The organism is Cupriavidus sp. 01L45 (genome assembly GCF_056399885.1).
Map to the genome: position 1 here is coordinate 69,939 of NZ_JBFTSG010000008.1, position 16,620 is coordinate 86,558.

14 protein-coding genes are annotated in these 16,620 nt (G+C 67.8%); 3 read left to right on the forward strand and 11 right to left on the reverse strand.

The features are described from left to right. Window positions 1–72 precede the first annotated feature (72 nt). Entirely contained in the window at window positions 73–285 is a 213-nt protein-coding gene (locus tag AC1DT6_RS07550; RefSeq protein WP_441628816.1) for a DUF3820 family protein, read from the reverse strand. A 153-nt stretch (window positions 286–438) separates the two neighbouring features. Here AC1DT6_RS07550 and AC1DT6_RS07555 point away from each other — a divergent pair, with 153 nt between their 5' ends. Next, window positions 439–909 (forward strand): DUF2127 domain-containing protein, encoded by a 471-nt coding sequence (locus AC1DT6_RS07555; protein ID WP_441628818.1) that lies wholly within the window; start codon window positions 439–441, stop codon window positions 907–909. Here AC1DT6_RS07555 and AC1DT6_RS07560 read toward each other — a convergent pair. Beyond that, window positions 901–2,955 carry an ExeM/NucH family extracellular endonuclease gene (locus AC1DT6_RS07560; RefSeq protein ID WP_441628820.1) on the reverse strand — a complete coding sequence of 685 codons (2,055 nt, stop codon included), beginning with the start codon at window positions 2,953–2,955 and terminating at the stop codon, window positions 901–903. The two genes, AC1DT6_RS07555 and AC1DT6_RS07560, sit on opposite strands and share 9 nt — an antisense overlap. Before the next feature lie 207 nt (window positions 2,956–3,162). Here AC1DT6_RS07560 and AC1DT6_RS07565 point away from each other — a divergent pair, with 207 nt between their 5' ends. Both AC1DT6_RS07565 and AC1DT6_RS07570 read left to right on the forward strand, forming a co-directional pair. Continuing rightward, window positions 3,163–3,786: an HAD family hydrolase gene (locus tag AC1DT6_RS07565; protein ID WP_441628822.1), complete on the forward strand. Its 624-nt coding sequence runs from the start codon at window positions 3,163–3,165 to the stop codon at window positions 3,784–3,786. A 76-nt stretch (window positions 3,787–3,862) separates the two neighbouring features. After that, on the forward strand, window positions 3,863–4,495 hold the full coding sequence (locus tag AC1DT6_RS07570; protein ID WP_441628824.1) for a CDP-alcohol phosphatidyltransferase family protein: 633 nt from the start codon (window positions 3,863–3,865) through the stop codon (window positions 4,493–4,495). Between the two features lie 51 nt (window positions 4,496–4,546). On the opposite strand, the gene AC1DT6_RS07575 is transcribed toward AC1DT6_RS07570, so the two are convergent. From AC1DT6_RS07575 to AC1DT6_RS07615, 9 genes are all read right to left on the reverse strand, one after another. Beyond that, window positions 4,547–6,733 (reverse strand): phosphocholine-specific phospholipase C, encoded by a 2,187-nt coding sequence (locus tag AC1DT6_RS07575; RefSeq protein WP_441628826.1) that lies wholly within the window; start codon window positions 6,731–6,733, stop codon window positions 4,547–4,549. Between the two features lie 140 nt (window positions 6,734–6,873). After that, window positions 6,874–8,325 carry an aldehyde dehydrogenase family protein gene (locus AC1DT6_RS07580; RefSeq protein WP_441628828.1) on the reverse strand — a complete coding sequence of 484 codons (1,452 nt, stop codon included), beginning with the start codon at window positions 8,323–8,325 and terminating at the stop codon, window positions 6,874–6,876. Between the two features lie 200 nt (window positions 8,326–8,525). Continuing rightward, window positions 8,526–10,349 carry an ATP-binding response regulator gene (locus AC1DT6_RS07585; protein WP_441628830.1) on the reverse strand — a complete coding sequence of 608 codons (1,824 nt, stop codon included), beginning with the start codon at window positions 10,347–10,349 and terminating at the stop codon, window positions 8,526–8,528. A gap of 3 nt (window positions 10,350–10,352) precedes the next feature. Then, window positions 10,353–11,018 carry a response regulator transcription factor gene (locus tag AC1DT6_RS07590; protein ID WP_441628832.1) on the reverse strand — a complete coding sequence of 222 codons (666 nt, stop codon included), beginning with the start codon at window positions 11,016–11,018 and terminating at the stop codon, window positions 10,353–10,355. Between the two features lie 401 nt (window positions 11,019–11,419). Next, a complete protein-coding gene (locus tag AC1DT6_RS07595; protein WP_441628834.1) occupies window positions 11,420–12,310 on the reverse strand; it encodes a phosphodiesterase in 891 nt (296 codons plus the stop codon). Beyond that, complete coding sequence (locus tag AC1DT6_RS07600) at window positions 12,307–13,374, reverse strand: ABC transporter ATP-binding protein (protein WP_441628836.1); 1,068 nt, start codon at window positions 13,372–13,374, stop codon at window positions 12,307–12,309. Before AC1DT6_RS07600 ends, AC1DT6_RS07595 begins: the two co-directional genes overlap by 4 nt. Continuing rightward, window positions 13,367–14,251, reverse strand: coding sequence for an ABC transporter permease (locus AC1DT6_RS07605; RefSeq protein ID WP_441628838.1), 885 nt, complete (start codon window positions 14,249–14,251; stop codon window positions 13,367–13,369). Before AC1DT6_RS07605 ends, AC1DT6_RS07600 begins: the two co-directional genes overlap by 8 nt. Window positions 14,252–14,259: 8 nt before the next feature. Continuing rightward, window positions 14,260–15,078, reverse strand: coding sequence for an ABC transporter permease (locus AC1DT6_RS07610; protein ID WP_441628840.1), 819 nt, complete (start codon window positions 15,076–15,078; stop codon window positions 14,260–14,262). Between the two features lie 486 nt (window positions 15,079–15,564). Then, the gene (locus AC1DT6_RS07615) at window positions 15,565–16,587 is read right to left on the reverse strand and encodes an ABC transporter substrate-binding protein (RefSeq protein ID WP_441629728.1); all 1,023 of its coding nucleotides are present in this window, start codon (window positions 16,585–16,587) and stop codon (window positions 15,565–15,567) included. Between the last annotated feature and the right edge of the window lie 33 nt (window positions 16,588–16,620).

The window sequence follows — 16,620 nt, forward strand, 5'->3', positions numbered from 1 at the left end:
GAGTCCCTGCACGGCGCAGGGGCGGTCCATTCACAGGATTGCCGCGGGTTGAGCCGGCAGGCTGCGGATGCGCTAACGGCCACGCAGCGGGTCCAGCAGGCTGGCCAGTCCGTTGTGGTCGAGTTCATGCATCAGCGCCAGCAGCTTGCCGATCTCGCCGGGCGGGAAGCCCTCGCGCGCGAACCAGTTCAGGTAATTGCCGGGCAGGTCCGCGATAACGCGGCCCTTGTACTTGCCGTAGGGCATGGTGCGGGTGAGCAGGAGGGGCAGGTGTTCGGGATTCATGTGACGGCCTCGGCCCGGCATCGGATGGCGCCGGCCGGGGAATGTTACCAGTGTGCCCCGGCGCCTTGAGCGCCTGGGCGGGGGCGCCGGGTTTGCCGCTGGCCGCCGCGCCGGGGTACGATCGCCACCTTACCGTTGACGAGGATAGGCAAGATGGCAAAGCACGGTTCAGGCACTGGCCTGAAGGGAATCGCGCTGTTCGAGGCCGCCAAGGGTGCGGTGGTGATCCTTGCCGGACTGGGGCTCATAGCGTTGCTGCACCGTGATGCGCAGGCGCTGGCCGAGGCGATCGTTGCCCGCCTGCACCTGAACCCGGGAAGCCGCTACCCGACTATCTTCCTGTCGCTGATGTCCGACCCGAGCAATGCGCGGCTTTGGGCCATCGGCGGCTCCGCCGCGACGTACTCGGCCATGCGCTTCACGGAGGCCTACGGCTTGTGGTGCCAGCGGGCCTGGGCGAAGTGGCTCGGGGTATGGTCGGGTGCGATCTATATCCCGGTTGAAATGTATGAGGCAGTGGTTCACCCCAGCGCGCTGCATATCGGGCTGGCCATCGCCAATGCGCTGATCGTGGCCTATCTGGCCAACAGCATCAGGCGCGATCCGGCGGGGGCATCAGCGTAGCGGGGAGCGGCCGGCAAAGCGATGCCACGCGGCTATCGCCACGGTGCCGGCCAGGGCCAGGGCCACCATCACCCAGGGATCCACCACGCCGCCACCGCCCCCGCCGCCGGTTTCCGCCCCATTGCCAGCGCCGCTGTTCCCCGCGTTGGCGCTTTCCGCGCTGCCGCCCGGCTCGGTGCTGTTGCCGTGCGCGGCGGCATCGTCGCGCAGGGCGACGTCCACCACCAGCGGGTCGTGGTCGGATGAGCGATAGGCATCGGGCGCATAGAAGGATTGTTGCTGGGCCTCGCTCTTGTGGGCCAGCGGATAGGCCAGCGCGATCGGCTCGTCGGCATTGATATGCCAGTGGCGCGCCGCGAGAATGCGGCTGGCCGCACCGGCATCGGCAAGCGCGTGGTCGATATAGCCGGCCTCGCCTCCGTAGACGTAGCTGTAGGCGCCGCCGCCCGCACTGGCGAAGCGGGCGATCATGTCGGCATAGCCGCGCTCGGCCAGCAGGCGGATCGGGTCTTCCTGCGCGTAGCTGTTGAGGTCGCCGATCACCAGCCGGCCATCGTCCGGCACGCCGGTKGGCGCGGTGCCGAGCCAGTCCGCGATCCGCGCGGCTGCCGCCACCCGCGTGGGGTTCCAGCAACTCTGGCCGTCGCGCTGGTCCGCATTGGCGCCGCGGGCATCGTTGCAGCGCTTGGACTTGAAATGGTTCACCACTACCGTGAGCTTGCGCGGAAGGCCGCGCAGGCGGAAGGTGGCGGCCAGGGGCTGGCGGGTCCGCTGGCCCAGCTCGAGCGTGGCCGGCTTGCCTGCCGGTTCCACGGTGCGGGCGTTGTAGACCAGGGCGACCTTGATGACATCGCGGCCGAGTTGCTCCACGCCGGGGTCGATAAAGCGCCAGTCGGGCCCGAGCTTGTCCGTCAGCCGGCGGATGGCGCTCAGCGCGCCATAGCCGTTGTTCTCGATCTCCATCAGGCCGATCACGTCGGCGTTCAGCCCATGCAGCGCGCTCAGGATCTTGGCTTCCTGCCGGGCAAACTCGGCCGGGGTCCGGGCGCCGCGGTTGTCGGGGTCATCGAAACCCGCGCCCCGGCCGTCGCCGTTGAAATAGTTTTCCACGTTGAATGCGGCAACGCGCAGGTCGGTGCGGGCGGTGCGTACCGGTGCACCCGTGCGCGGGTTGGCGGGCCGGAACACCGGTGGCGGTGCGCCCGGAACGGGCTGCACGCGCCAGCTGCCATGGCGCCGCTCCAGCACGCCCTGCACGTCGGCGACGGTATCGCCGCCGCGCAGCGTATTCGAGGCGCCGAGACCCGGTGCGGGATGGATGACGAGCGGCGGGTTTTGCCGGCTGGAGCCGTCGTCCAGGGTCAGGCGGTTCAAGGCATTGGCGGCGGCCTGGGCGGCGGCGGCTGCGCCCGGCAATGCCACGTTGGTGGGCAGYGGCAGACGGCCATGGCTGAGCACCACGCTGCCGTACCGGCCCAGTTCGAAGGTTTCGCTGACGGTAAGGGTCTGCGGCAACCGCACCAGCATGCCTTCATAGGCCGCCAGCGCGCCCGTGTCGGGCACGGGCAGCGTGACCACGGCGGGGGTGACGGCCTGGGCCGATGCACAGACCGTTGCCTGGCCGGACTGCCTCAGTTGCATCTGGCCGGACCGCTCCTCGACGGTGCCGAGCACGCGGACCAGGTCGCCGGTACGCGCCGCCGCGCGCGGCGCGTGCACGAACAGGCCTTCCGACACGCCGGGGCGGTTCTGGCGCCGGGTGTCGGCCTGCTGCACGAAGTAGCCGCTGAAGCCGCCGGTGCCCGAGTAGTCCGCCGTGACCACGGCCTCCACCGCCACCCTGCGGCCGACGGACGGCGTGCCTTCGCTGGCGTCGCGGAGACTGGCGATCAGCGTGGCCGGCGCGCCGCATTGCGGCGAGACGGCGGCAGGCAGCGTTCGCGGCGATTCGGCATGGCCCACGTCGGCGTGGGCGGACATCGCGATGCATAGCCATGCCAGGCAGGCTGGCATGAGGCGCGGAAGGAAGGGGTTTGGCGGGGACATGGCATGGGCTCGGCGGATTGCGTGGCACGGCGCCAGCCGCTGTCGGGGCGTGGCGCTTGCGTGACCGGGGCGCCCACGGGGCGCATGGACCGGTAACGGCAAGCTTAGGGGGAATGCCGTGCCCGCATGTTGAGAGAAATCTCATATTGACGGCCGGCAGACTCTGCGAGAATGCTGTCTTGTCTTCAACCGAGCCAACGAGATACCGTGACCGTCCGTGCCGTAGTGTTCGATTTTGGTGGCGTGCTGTTCGACTGGAGCCCGGAGTACCTCTATCGCGAGTTGATCCCGGACCCGCAAGAGCGCGCCCGCTTCCTGTCGGAAGTCTGCTCGCCCGCCTGGAATATCCGCCAGGACGCGGGCAGGCCGCTGCGCGAGGCCACCGAGTCGCTGGTGGCCGAGCATCCGGCGCAGGCCGGCCTGATCCGCGCCTTCTATGACCGCTGGCCGCAGATGCTGCGCGGGCCGCTGGCCGACGGCGTGGCGTTGCTGCGGCGCCTGCACGTCGCGCGGGTGCCGCTGTTCGGCCTGACCAACTGGTCCAGCGAGACCTATCCGCACGCCTTGCGCAGTGGCGATTTCCTGTCATTGTTCCGCGATATCCTGGTGTCCGGCGAGGTTGGCATCGCCAAGCCCGACCCGGCCATCTACCGGTTGATGGAGGCGCGCATCGGTGCGCACATGCCGGGAATCGCGGCGCGGGAGCTGCTGTTCATCGATGACAGCGCCGCCAATGTGGCGGCGGCACGGTCCCTGGGCTGGCAGGCCGTGCATCACGTCGGCGCAGGTGAAACCGCCAGCGCGTTGCGCGACGCGGGATTGCGTTTCTAGTCACGCCGCCGCCTGGTTCGTTTCTTGTTGGCGAGCCGGGAGTTTTCATGCGCCAGAGGATTCAGGAGTTCGCCCCATGGCATCCACACCAGAACGTCCCAAGCATTTTTCCATGGTCCGCGAGCTGCATCTCGCCGACCTGTTCACACTCGGCAACGCGGCCTGCGGCATGGCATCGGTGTTCTTCGCCATGTTCTACGTCGCCACGCAGTCGTCCGCCCATTTCATGGCGGCGGCAGCGCTGGCGCCGGCGGCCTTTATCTTCGACGTGCTCGACGGCCGCATCGCGCGCTGGCGGCACCAGCACTCCGCGCTGGGCCGCGAGCTGGATTCGCTCGCGGACATCATCTCGTTCGGGGTCGGCCCGGCAACGCTGGCGTTTGCCGCCGGCATGCGCGGTGGCTGGGACATGGCGGCGCTGGTGTATTTCGTCTGCTGCGGCGTGAGCCGCCTGGCACGTTTCAACGTGACCGCCGAGATCTTGTCCGAGGGCAGCGACAAGGTGGCGTACTTCGAGGGCACGCCAATTCCCACCAGCGTACTGCTGACCGGCGTGCTGGCCTTCTGCGCATGGCAGGGCCGGGTGGGCGATGCGCTCTACGGCGGCGTGTGGGCCATCGGGCCGGCGGACCTGCATCCGCTCGCGCTGCTGTTCGTGCTGTCTGGCTCGCTGATGATCAGCAAGACCTTGCGCATCCCGAAGATCTAGGGGCTGCACGGAGTTTGGCCGGCACGAATTTGCAAGACTGGGGAAAGCGCTTCACGCAGGCGCCGAGGATCCCGCCGGCTGCCATTGCTCCCCGATGGCACGGCCACTCATGGCGGGGTCGCTCACCGAGGGCGCGCCGGTTTCCATGCGCCCGGCACAGCGCCGCGCGTAGCCGGGCAGGGCGGCTACGGTCACGGTGAAGTCGTACCAGCCGCCCGATGCGTCCACTGGCCATGCCAGGGTGCTTCTGGTGCGGGCTGCCACGGTAGTGCTGCGGGCCGCGCCGCTAACGTAGGCGTTGGCAGCCAGCATGAACGTGCAGGGCTGGTCCGCATCGTTGCGCAAGGTGATGCGCAGGCTTTGCGCGGAGATGTCGTAGACGATCCCGATCTCCGGTGCGGGCACTGCGCCCGCGGTCCCGGTGAAATGCCGGTGCCAGCCGTTGGGGCCGAGCACCCACAGGTCATAGCGGCCGCCGTCGGCGCGCGTGTCCCAGTTGCCCGCCAGGCGCTTGCCGGCTTCGACCGTATAGCGGCGCGGCAGGCGCTCCAGGTGCAGCCGGTCGTAGACATGAAACACGGCCCCGGCCCGGCCGCTATTGGTAAAGCTCAGGTGCAGCGCGGCACTGCCGGCATCTGCCAGGGCCTGCGCGTGCAGCGCATAGGGGAGCGCCCGCGAGGGGCGCGTGCCGCCGGCTTGCACGGGCAACTCGGGTAGCGCGGGGATGACCGGTATGCGCGTGCCCTTCAGCGCCCGCGCTCGCGCCGCGCGTGGCGCGGTGGCTGGCAGCGACGCCACGGCGTCGGATTGGTCCGGCGCGGCGAAATCGAACAGCGAGGTGAGATCCCCGCAGACCGCGCGGCGCCACGGCGTGATATTGGGCTCGTGCACGCCGAAGCGGGCTTCGATGAAACGAATCACCGATGTGTGGTCGAACACCTCGGAGTTGACCCAGCCGCCCTTGCTCCACGGCGAGATGGCGATCATCGGCACGCGCATGCCGAGGCCGTACGGGCGATGCAGGTAGCGCGGCAGGTCGTCGGCTTCCACGCCGGTGATCAGCTCGTGGTATTCGCCGCGGGTGTCGGCGGTGGAGGCGCCGGCCAGCGTGGCCTGTGCCGGGTCCGCGTGCCACGCGAGGTACGACGGCACCGCCGGCGGCGGCATATGGTCGAAGAAGCCATCGTTCTCGTCGTACATCAGCAGCAGCACGGTCTTGCTCCAGACCGCCGGGTCGGCCGTCAGCGCGTCGAGCACGGCGGACACATAGGCCGCGCCCTGCGCCGGGCTGGACGGGGAGGGATGCTCGGAGCCCTGCCGCGTGGGGCAGATCCACGACACTTGCGGCAGGCGGCCTTCCAGCACGTCCTGGCGCAGCAGGTCCAGGTTGCGCGTGCCCAGTGCCTTGTCCCTGAGCGCGGCCTGCGCACCCGGCACGCCGCGATAGGCATCCCGGTAGGTCTTGAACCCGACGGTGGCATTGAGCGCGTAGTTGTCGGCCATGTCCTGGTAGATCTGCCAGCTGACGCCGGCGGCTTCGAGCCTTTCGGGATAGGTGGTCCAGGCATAGCCGCCATCGGGCTTGCCGCCGCCGAGCTTGTTGTAGGCGTTGCCGATGGCCGGGCCGTTGCCCTTGCCCAGCGGGTCGTTGGTGCCGCTCCACAGGAAGCAGCGGTTGGTATTGGTGCCGCCGAGAAACGATGCGTGGTAGGCATCCGCCACCGTAAAGGCATTGGCCAGCGCGTACTGGAAGGGCACGTCGCCCTCCTTGAAGTAGCCCATGGCGTGACGCTTCTTGAAGGTGGGCCATTGCTGCATGCAGCCTTGGCCCCAGGCGTCCTGCGTATTCGACCAGGTGTGCGGCGTGCCGGTGACGCGCATGAGTTCGAACACGTGCTCCGTATCGAGATGGAACGGCGCGAGCGTTGCGGGTGCGGCCGGGTCGCTCACGTCGCGCTGGTACCAGACAGTCTTGCCGGCGAGGCCCGGGCCGTCGGCCACCGGTATCGGGAAGCGGTCGGCAAAGCCACGCACGCCCCGCATTGCCCCGAAGTAATGGTCGAAGGCCCGGTTTTCCTGCATCAGCACCACGATGTGCTCGACGTCGCGCAGGCTGCCGGTGCGATGGTTGGCGGGAATGGCGAGCGCCTTGCGGACGGCGGGCGGCAAGAGGGAAAGCGCGCCCGCACCGGCAACGGTGCCGGCCGCCGCGCGCAGGAACTTGCGTCTGTCAGGCATGGAGGAGGGACGTAATGAACGGATCGTGTGGCGCGCAATGCCAAGAACAACACCGGCAAATCCGGCAATGCCGGCGCATCCGCGATCTTAACCCTCCTGGCGTCGGGCGGGGAGGCGCCGCCGTGCCTCCCCTCGTTCGCCTACTGCCGCAGCGACAACCAGATCGCCTTGGGCTCGGTGAAGTTGTCGATGGCGGCGTCTCCGTGTTCACGGCCCAGTCCGGAGTCGCCGGCGCCGCCCCAGGGCAGCCGTACGTCGGTGGGGCCATAGGTGTTGATCCACACGGTGCCGGCCTTCAGGTCTGCGGCTACCTGGTGCACCCGGCCGATGTCGGCGCTCCACACGCCCGCTGCCAGGCTGAATGCGGTGCCATTGGCGATGCGCACGGCGTCGGCTTCGTCCTCGAAGCGGATCACGCTGGCGACCGGGCCGAAGATCTCCTCCTGCGAGACGCGCATTTCGTGCTCGACGTTGGCGAACACGGTGGGCTGCACGAAATAGCCTTTGCCGCCCACGCGCTCGCCGCCAGTCACCGCGATGGCACCCTCGCGCTTGCCGATCTCCACGTAGTCCAGCACGGTCTTCATCTGCGCGGATGAGACCAGCGGTCCCATGGTGGTCTCCGGCGCGGCCGGATCGCCCACGCGGATCGAGGCGGCGCGGGCGGCGAGCTTCTCCACCACCTCGTCGTAGACCTCGCGCTGCGCCAGGATGCGCGAGCCGGCCGAGCACACCTGGCCGGCATTGAAGAAGATGCCGGAGGCGGCCGCGCGCACGGCGGCGTCCACGTTGGCATCGGCAAAGATCAGGTTGGCGGACTTGCCGCCCAGTTCCAGCGTGACGCGCTTGAAGTTGGCGGCGGCGCCCTGCATGATGCCGCGCCCCACGCCGGGCGAGCCGGTGAAGGTCACCTTGTCGATGCCGGGATGCGCCACCAGCGCATTGCCAACCACGCTGCCCTTGCCGGTGACGATATTGAGCACGCCGGGCGGCAGGCCGGCTTCCAGCGCCAGTTCGCCGACGCGCAGCGCGGTCAGCGGCGTGATCTCGGCGGGTTTGACAATGAGGGTGCAGCCGCAGGCCAGCGCCGGCGCGATTTTCCACATGCCGATCATCAGCGGGAAGTTCCACGGCACGATGGCGGCGACCACGCCGACCGGCTCGCGCACGGTGTAGGTCAGCGCGCCGGGGCGGGTCGGTACCACCTGGCCGTTGATCTTGTCGGCCCAGCCGGCGTAGTAGCGCACGGTATCGATCACCGCCGGCATGTCCTGGCGCCGCACGGCGGCCAGCGGTTTGCCGGCATCCAGGCTCTCGAGCGCGATCAGTTCCTCCTGATGGGCTTCGAGTAGTTCGGCAAAGCGGTACAGGATGCGGCCGCGCTCGGCTGCGCGCAGGCCGTTCCAGACCTTGAGCGCGGCGCGCGCGGCGGTCACCGCCAAGTCCACGTCGGCGGCGCTGCCCTGGGCGACCAGGGCGATCGGCTGCTCCGTGGCAGGGTTGATATCGGTGGAATACTCTCCGGTGCCGGGTGGCAGGCGCTTGCCGTCGATCAGCAAGTCGTGTCTTGGCAGTTCGGGCTGCGTGCTCATGGTGGCTCCTCGCTAGGATCGGTGAAACCTGGCGGCACGTTGGCGAGAAAGCGATGCGGCTTGCTGATGGCGCCCGTGCCGACTGTCACGATGCAGTTTGGGTGGGCACTGGCTCTAAGTCCAATTAATAGGACGGATCAATTAATACGAAAATCGCATGAATGAGGGGGCGAGGGGCGCTGGCGAGCCGCTCAGGCCCCTCAGCGCCCGGCACGCGCCATGCGGTCCGCGCCATTGCCGGCGGCGGAGCGGGGGATATCCTGGCGCCAGCCCGCATCGCGCAGCAGGGCGGTCATGGCGGTATGCAACTGTTGCGCCACTACGGGCTTGTGCAGCAGTGCGGCGCCGCCGGCATGCACGCTGCGCAGGCGATCCGGGGCGGTATCGCCGGTAATGATGACGGTGGGCAGGGCGTGGCCCAGCCGCTCGCGGATCGCCATCATCGCTTCCTGGCCAGTGCGCTCGCCGCGCAGGCGGTAGTCCGCCAGCAACAGGTCGGGTCTGAAGGTGTCAAGCGCCGCCAGCGCTTCTTCCTCGGATTCCAGCGCCAGGCAAACGGCTTGCCAACTCTCCAGCAGCGCCCTCATGGCGATGCGGATCTCCTGGTCGTCGTCGATCACCAGCACGCGCAGCCCGCGCAGACCGGGCCTTTGGTGCAAGCTGGCGGCGGGTGTCTCGGCACGGTCTTCGGTCACGGGCAGGGCGAAGCGGAACACCGAGCCGCGGCCGGGCCGCGAATTCAGCAGGATCCGGGTAGACATGGTGCGGGCCAGTCCTTCCACGATGGCCAGGCCGAGCCCCAGGCCTTTGCGCTGGTCACGCTCCGGGTTGCCCAACTGGTGGAACTCCTTGAAGATGGCGCGATGCTGGGACGCGGGGATGCCGGCGCCGGTGTCCCAGACCTCGAGCACCATGCTCTTGCCCCGGCGGCGGCATGCCACCAGCACGCCGCCCTGGCTGGTGTAGCGGATGGCGTTGGCGATCAGGTTGCGCAGGATCAGCTCGACCAGCGTCGGATCTGCAAACACGGTGGCGGTGGTATCCCGGGTGCGGTAGAACAGGCCGCGCCCGTCGGCCTGCGGCGCAAACTCGTTCTCCAGCTTGTACAGCAACGGCTGCAGGAGGAACGCGCGCGGCCGGGCGGTGATCACGCCGGCGTCCACCTTGGAAAAATCCAGCAGCGTGTTGAGCATCTCGCGCGCGGCACAGGAGGCGGCCTCGATGTGCGTAAGCAACTGGCGCTGCTTGTCGGTGAGATCGGACCGGCCCAGCGTGACCACGAACAGGCCGAGCGCGTGCAGCGGTTGGCGCAGGTCATGGCTGGCCGAGGCCAGGAATACGGATTTGGCGCGGTTGGCTTCCTCTGCCTCGCGCTGTGCGTTTTCCGCGCGGGCGGTCTGCTCGCGCAATTGCGAGATCAGTTCCACGTTGGCAAAGCGCAGCGCGATGCCGTGGCGCGCCACGCGCGCGTAGTTGCGCGCGAAGATCATGAGCACAACGAGATAGAGCGGCGTGCCGAGGAACATGGCCAGATAGGCGGCATCGCCGGTGGCGATGAAGACCGCCCAGACCGGCACGATGGCCGGCACGAAGAAGCCCACGGCGACCGGCAGGCAGGCGGAGAACACCGCCAGCGCGGCCGCGCTCATGCCGGCGATCAGCGACAGGATGCAGATCACCGTCGCGGGCGACTTCACATCCATGTATAGCCATGCCGCCAGCCCCCAGAGCGCGCCGATCAGTGTCAGCAAGGCCGTCATGGCACGGGCGTAAAGACCCGCTTTGGCTTGGCTCGTGCGCTCGGGCAGCCTGCGCCGCCCAAAGTGCCCGGCGGCGCAGGCCAGGCCCATGGCGAGGGCCCACGGGAAGGCGCCGGGATGCCCGCCGCCCAGCGCCAGCCCGAGGGCCAGGATGAAGGCCGCCAGCGCACAGCCCAACATGGCGATGCCGAAGCTCTGGTCGATCAGTTCCATTTCCGCGGCCAGCAGGCGCGGTTCGTCGAAGCGGGGGATGAGCAAGGCCATGACCTACCTGCCTGTCTGCACCAGGCCGCGGCGCTGCGCCTCGAGCACCGCCTCCACCCGGCTGACTACGCCGAGGTGATCGAGAATGGCCGCCACGTGAACCCGGACGGTGTTCTCGGAGAGGCCCAGATGGTGGGCAATGATCTTGTTCGAGCGGCCCTGGCTGAGTTGCTCCAGCACTTCAAGCTGGCGCGGCGTGAGCGAGCTGGACTGGTATGCGATGCCGTTGGCCGTGCCGTTTGGCGTGCCGTCCGGATTGTCGTGGCTCTCGCCGGTCGGGTCCGGAATGAAGTAGGTGTCGCCCTGCTGGCAGGCGGCGATGGCTATCTCGATCTGGACGCTGTCCGCGGATTTCGGCAGGAAGCCGGCAATCTCCTTGCGTACCTCGGCCGGGATGGTCTCCAGCCCGGAGGTGCCGGAAACGATCAGGATGCGCGCAACGGGAAAATGGCGGCGCAACACCTTGACGCCTTCGATGCCGTTGAGGCCGGGCATCTGGATGTCGAGCAGGATGATATCCACGGTGGCGCCGCGATGCGTCTCCACCGCGCCCATGACGGAACCCGCCTCGATGATGCTTGCCACGCTTGGGCTGTCAGCCAGCACCAAGCGCAGGCCGGTGCGGAACAGTGTGTGGTCGTCGATCAGCAGCAGGTGGGCGTTGAGCATGGTAGGAAGTTGGACGGCGGCCGGCGCGCCGGCAGCGGCCGCTGGAACCACGGTAATGCGAAAGGAGCGCCGGTTCAAAGCGATCGTCAAGGGCGAATTGGACTAGATTATTGCAGTGTTGTCCATTTCCCCACTAAAGAGGGGATACGCAATGCAGAGCCCGGCTTGTGTTCCGGGGCGGCCGTGCCGCGCCGTGCGCGCCCACGCGGTTTCCGGGATGTGGCCGGAAGGCACACTGGGGACTGCCTGCGCGACGCATGGCGGCCTTCTAGTCCGGAAAGATTATTTCACTCGCGGCCGCGGGGTGTCACCATACGGACGTGGGCGATTTCCGCGACTTGCCCATACCACTTTATTACCCACATCCACCCGGCTGTGGGTTTTTTTTGTCCGGCCGCCGCTCAGTCGATCAGTTTGCCGGCGGCATCGAAGAAGGGGTGGTCGGCACCGAATGCGCCGATGACCGCCGCATGGCTCACCAGCCCATGCAAGGAATGCCACCAGTGCAGCAGGTAGCCGGGCGGCTCCATGCGAAAGCGCGAAGCGGCCTGCGGGTCGAGGTCCAGCGTGACCTGATGCGCGGGCCCCGGCGCCGTCATGGCCACCGTGCCGCCGAAGCGGCACGTGATGTGCCGGTGCAAATGGCCGCACAGCACACGCTCCACCTGCGGATGCCGGCGCACCACCGCCTCCAGCAGTCCGGCGCCGGCCAGGCCCTGCTGATCCATGTGGCCGATGCCGGTGTGGAAGGGCGGATGATGGAGCATCAACAGCGTGGGCCGGTCCGGCTCGGCCGCCAGCGTGGCTTCGAGCCATGGCAGCGCGGCGGGATCGACCCGGCCGCCAGGCTTGCCCGGCACCGTGCAGTCGAAGGCAACCAGGCGCAACGGGCCGGCTTCCACGCTGTAGTGGATGGGCGCATCGCCATCGCCGGCGGCGAACAGGTAATCGTGATCCGCGAAGACACGGCGCAAGGTAGCCCGGTGGTCATGGTTGCCCGGCAGCAGCCGTACCGGCATCGGCAGGCCTTGCAGGATGCCACGCAGGAAGCGGTATTCCGCCTCGGTGCCGAAGTCGACGAGATCCCCGGTGATGACGACCGAATCCGGCCGCTGTGGCGCGTCCAGCAACGTGTCGATGCAGCGCTGCAGCGCGCCGGCGGTGTCCACCATGCGGTAGGACAGCTTGCCGCCGGCCTTGATGTGCAGGTCGGTGATGTGGGCGAGCAGGTAGGTGCCGGCCGGATCGCCGGGGTTGCCCGGATTGCCCGGAGTGCTGGTCAGGGAGTTCATGCTGCGAGCGCTTCGGAAAGCGTGATCAGGTGGCCGGTATCAAGGCGCAGGCCGACGCGGTCGCCCGCATGCCAGGCATCGCGCCGGGTGGTGTCGACGACCAGCGGCGCCGGTGCGCCAACGTCGACCAGCAAGCGCGTGTAGTTGCCCAGGAACAGCGCGGTGACGACCGAGCCGCCCAGGTGCGCCTCCTCGGCCCGGGCCAGCGCCACGTCCTCGGGGCGGAACAAGAGTTCGGCGCGGGCCGGCTGCGCGGCGCCCGCTGCGTTGTCCTGGCGCGGCACCAGACCACCCGGCACACGCCAGGCACCGGCTTCCGGCACCGCCGGCAAGCGGTTCATGGTGCCGATGAAATCCGCCACGAAGGCATTGGCCGGCGCCCGGTAGATCTGCTGCGGCGTGCCGGTCTGGGCAATGCGGCCGCGGTCCATCACGATGATGCGGTCGCCAAGCGCCATCGCCTCGGCCTGGTCGTGGGTGACATAGACGGCGGTGATATGCAGGCTGCGCAGCAACTGGTTGATGTCGGCGCGCAGCGCATCGCGCAGCTTGGCATCCAGCGCGGTCAGCGGTTCGTCGAGCAGCAGCACGCGCGGCTGTACCGCGATGGCGCGGGCCAGCGCCACGCGCTGGCGCTGGCCGCCGGAGAGCTGGTCGATGCGGCGCTCGGCGAAGGGCCCGAGCTGCATCATGGACAGCATCTCGTCCACCCGGCGGCGGCGCGCGGCGGGATCGGTCCGGCGCACGCGCAGGCCATAGGCAATGTTCTCCGCCACGGTCATGTTGGGAAACAGCGCATAGCTCTGGAACACCATGCCCACGCCGCGCTGCTCGATCGGCAGGGGCGTCACATCGCTATCGCCAAACATGACCACGCCGCCGGGATCGGGGAATTCCAGCCCGGCGATGATGCGCAGCGTGGTGGTCTTGCCGCAGCCGGAAGGACCAAGCAGGACCGCGGTTTCGCCGGCGCCGATGTCGAGGTCGAGGGGTTGCAGCGCCAGCGTACCGTCGGCGAAGGTCTTGCCGCAGTGGCGCAGGGTGATGGGGGTCGGTTCATGCATGGCGGGCCTCGGATGGGGAAAGCGGATCGGTGCCGGAGATCGCCCCGGCGCCGCCGCTGTCGGCAAGCGGCTGGTGCTTGCGGGCGCGCGCGCCGAGCGCGGAGAGGCCCTGCATCAGCACCAGCAGCGGAATGATCATGAAGAAGAACACGATGGTGTAGGCCGAGCCGATCTCCAGCCGCATCGATGCATAGCTATCGGCCAGACCCACGGGCAATGTCTGCGTGGTGGGCGTATGCAGCATCCAGGTCAGGTTGAACTCACCCACCGAGAGCGTTACCACCATCAGCGCTCCGGCCAGGATGCCCTGGCGGCAGTTGGGCAGCACCACCGTAAAGAAGCGCTGCAGCCGGCTCGCGCCCAGGCTGGCGGCGGCGTCTTCCAGCGTGCGGATATCGATGGCCGACATGATGGCCAGCACCGAGCGCACCATGAACGGCAGCGTGAACAGGACGTGGCCCACCAGGATGAATACCCAGCTGGTGCGGAACGCCTGCCAGCCGCCATAGAGCAGGATCAGGCCGAGGGCGGTAGCCAGGCCCGGCACTGCCACCGGCAGCATCAGCAGCTCTTCGATCAGGCGCGTGATGCGGCCGCGCCGCAGCGCCATGTAGTAGGCCGCCGGCACGCCCAGCACCAGCGTGCAGGCAAGGCAGGCCAGTGCGATGCCCAGCGACAGGAAGATGGTATTGCGGTAGAGCGACCATACCTCCGCCAGCCAGCGCGTGGTCAGGCCGCTGGCTATGCCAATGAAGATATTGTTGGTCAGGCCGGCCAGCACCGACATCACCACCGGGACCACCATGAAGAGGCAAACCAGGAGCGTGAGCGCGAGTTGCAGCCAGTAAGCGTTGCCGCGGCGGGAAGTCGTAGTCATGGCAATCCTCATGCGGTGGCGGCGACGGCGTCGCCCGAGAACCAGCGCGCCAGCGCCAGCAAGGCCCAGGTGACCGTGCCGAGCAGTACGGACAGGGCTGCGGCCATGCCGAAGTTGGCGTAGTTGGTGAACTCGTTGTAGATGGTGAGCGGCAGTACATCGAGCTGCGTCGCCAGCGTGAAGGCGGTGCCGAAAGCGCCCATGCTTGTGGCGAAGCAGATCGCGCCGCTGGAGATCATGGCGGGCATCAGGGCGGGCAGCATGACGTCGCGCACCACGCGCCAGCGGCCTGCGCCGAGCGAGCGCGCGGCTTCTTCCAGGGAGGCGTCGAGCTTGGCTACCGCGGCCATCACGGTCAGGATGACGCGGGGGATGGAGAAGTACAGGTAGCCGACGAACAGGCCGGTGAGGCCGTAGGCGAAGGTCCAGCGGTCGCCGGCTAGCCAGTCGCCTGCCATGGCCAGCAGGCCGTTGCGGCCGCCCAGCATGATGACCATGAAGCCGATGACTACGCCGGGGAAGGCTAGCGGGAAGGTCAGCATGGCTACCAGCAGCGCTTTGCCGGGGACGGCGTTGCGTTGGAGGAAGGTGCCGGTGATGCCGGCGATGATCAGGGTTGCCAGGGTTACGGTTGCCGAGAGCAGTACCGTTACCATCAGGCTGTGAAGATAGCGTTGGCTTGAGATTACGGTCCAGTAGACGCTTGCGCCTTTTTCTCCGGTGATGCTGATGGCCAGGAGTTTTGCCATTGGGAGGCAGAAGAAGGCGGTGAAGAGGATTAGGGCCGGGAGGGCGAAGAGGAGGAGGGGGGGGCTTTGTTTGGGCATGGTTGGGGATGCTCCCGGGGTTTGAAAATCAACTTCAACTTCCAAGGCTTAAAACCTTAAAGTCAAAGGCGGTTTCACCCCCCTGCGGGGGGCGACCTACTTTCTTGTCTTGCCAAGAAAGTAGGCAAAGAAGGCGCGCCGGATGGGGCGACACCCCCTCGGGATCCGACGAAAAGAGCGGCCGGGGCCCAAACTCGCATCGCCTTAAGGCGATACTCAAACATGGGTCCCTCTTTTCCGCTCTTTTCGCCGGATCCCGAGGCGCCCCATACGGCCTGGTACACCTTGACGGCTCGCTTCGCATCGCGTTGAGGTGTGGACCGCCCTTGGGGGCGCTCCACACGGCTACACCCTGCGAGGTTTGAATCGACTTGCTCCCCTCTCCCGCTTGCGGGAGAGGGCGGGCGCAGGCAAAGCGATGGCGATGCAACCAACTCAGCCTGCCTCATCAAGCATCGTAGGGCCATCGCGCGAGCAGCCATCCGCTCATCGGACCTCCTTCAAATACTGGTCGCTAAACCCTTTCTGCGCTTCCGCCATCTTGCCGAAATCCACGGGCTTGGCGCGCGCATAGTCCGCCGCGGGCAGGAACCTGGCTTGCACTTCGCTGGGTATCGCGGCGCTGCGCACCGGCCGCAGATAGGCGTTGGCCCATAGCGCCTGTCCGGCATCGGACAGGACGAAATCAAGCACCTTCTTGCCTTCGGCTTCGTGCGGGGCCTTGTTCACCAGGCTCATCACGTAGGGCACCACTACCGTGCCTTCCTTGGGGATCACGAAGGCCACGTTGGATTTGTCCTTGTAGCGTGCGCGATAGGCATTGAAGTCGTAATCGAGCAGGATCGGGATCTCGCCGGAGAGCACGCGGGCATAGGCGGTCTGCTTGGGCACGATGGGCTGGTTCTTCTGCAGGTCGCGGAAGTATTTGAAGGCGGGGCCGAAGTTGTCCATCGAGCCGCCCAGGGCCTGGTTGATGGCGACGGCGCCGACGTAGCCGACGAAGGCGCTGGCGGGGTCGAGGTAGCCGATCAGGCCTTTGTATTCGGGTTTGAGCAGGTCGGCCCAGGATTGCGGCACGGGCTTGCCGCGCAGGGCGTCGACGTTGACCATGAAGCCGAGCGTGCCCGAGTGGATGGCGAACCAGTTGCCTTGCGGGTCTTTCAGGCCGTCGGGGATGTCGTTCCAGTGGGCCGGCTTGTAGGCGGCGGTGACGCCGTCTTTCTTGGCCTGGATGCCAAAGGTCACGCCGTAATAGACCACGTCGGCGACCGGGCTGCCTTTCTCCGCGACGAGTTGCGCGAGCGACTGGCCGGAGTTCTTGTTGTCGTGCGGCACCGTGACGCCGGTCTTTTCCTTGATGGCGCGGATCTGCGAGGCCCAGTCGGCCCATTCGGGCGGGCAGTTGTAGCAGATCGCGGTTTGCGCTGCCACGCCCTGGCTGAAGGCGGCGGCGCCGAGTGCGATGGCGATCCAGCGTAGCGGCTTGGGCCAGGTACGGCTTGCTTGCATGGTGAACTCCTTGAGTAGCGGACTGGGGCTGGG

What these genes read in the sequence shown, in the direction of transcription:
- AC1DT6_RS07550 (WP_441628816.1), bottom strand. Translation starts at nt 285, where the DNA reads ATGAATCCCGAACACCTGCCCCTCCTGCTCACCCGCACCATGCCCTAC.
- AC1DT6_RS07555 (WP_441628818.1), top strand. Translation starts at nt 439, where the DNA reads ATGGCAAAGCACGGTTCAGGCACTGGCCTGAAGGGAATCGCGCTGTTC.
- AC1DT6_RS07570 (WP_441628824.1), top strand. Translation starts at nt 3,863, where the DNA reads ATGGCATCCACACCAGAACGTCCCAAGCATTTTTCCATGGTCCGCGAG.
- AC1DT6_RS07575 (WP_441628826.1), bottom strand. Translation starts at nt 6,733, where the DNA reads ATGCCTGACAGACGCAAGTTCCTGCGCGCGGCGGCCGGCACCGTTGCC.
- AC1DT6_RS07580 (WP_441628828.1), bottom strand. Translation starts at nt 8,325, where the DNA reads ATGAGCACGCAGCCCGAACTGCCAAGACACGACTTGCTGATCGACGGC.
- AC1DT6_RS07585 (WP_441628830.1), bottom strand. Translation starts at nt 10,349, where the DNA reads ATGGCCTTGCTCATCCCCCGCTTCGACGAACCGCGCCTGCTGGCCGCG.
- AC1DT6_RS07590 (WP_441628832.1), bottom strand. Translation starts at nt 11,018, where the DNA reads ATGCTCAACGCCCACCTGCTGCTGATCGACGACCACACACTGTTCCGC.
- AC1DT6_RS07595 (WP_441628834.1), bottom strand. Translation starts at nt 12,310, where the DNA reads ATGAACTCCCTGACCAGCACTCCGGGCAATCCGGGCAACCCCGGCGAT.
- AC1DT6_RS07600 (WP_441628836.1), bottom strand. Translation starts at nt 13,374, where the DNA reads ATGCATGAACCGACCCCCATCACCCTGCGCCACTGCGGCAAGACCTTC.
- AC1DT6_RS07605 (WP_441628838.1), bottom strand. Translation starts at nt 14,251, where the DNA reads ATGACTACGACTTCCCGCCGCGGCAACGCTTACTGGCTGCAACTCGCG.
- AC1DT6_RS07610 (WP_441628840.1), bottom strand. Translation starts at nt 15,078, where the DNA reads ATGCCCAAACAAAGCCCCCCCCTCCTCCTCTTCGCCCTCCCGGCCCTA.
- AC1DT6_RS07615 (WP_441629728.1), bottom strand. Translation starts at nt 16,587, where the DNA reads ATGCAAGCAAGCCGTACCTGGCCCAAGCCGCTACGCTGGATCGCCATC.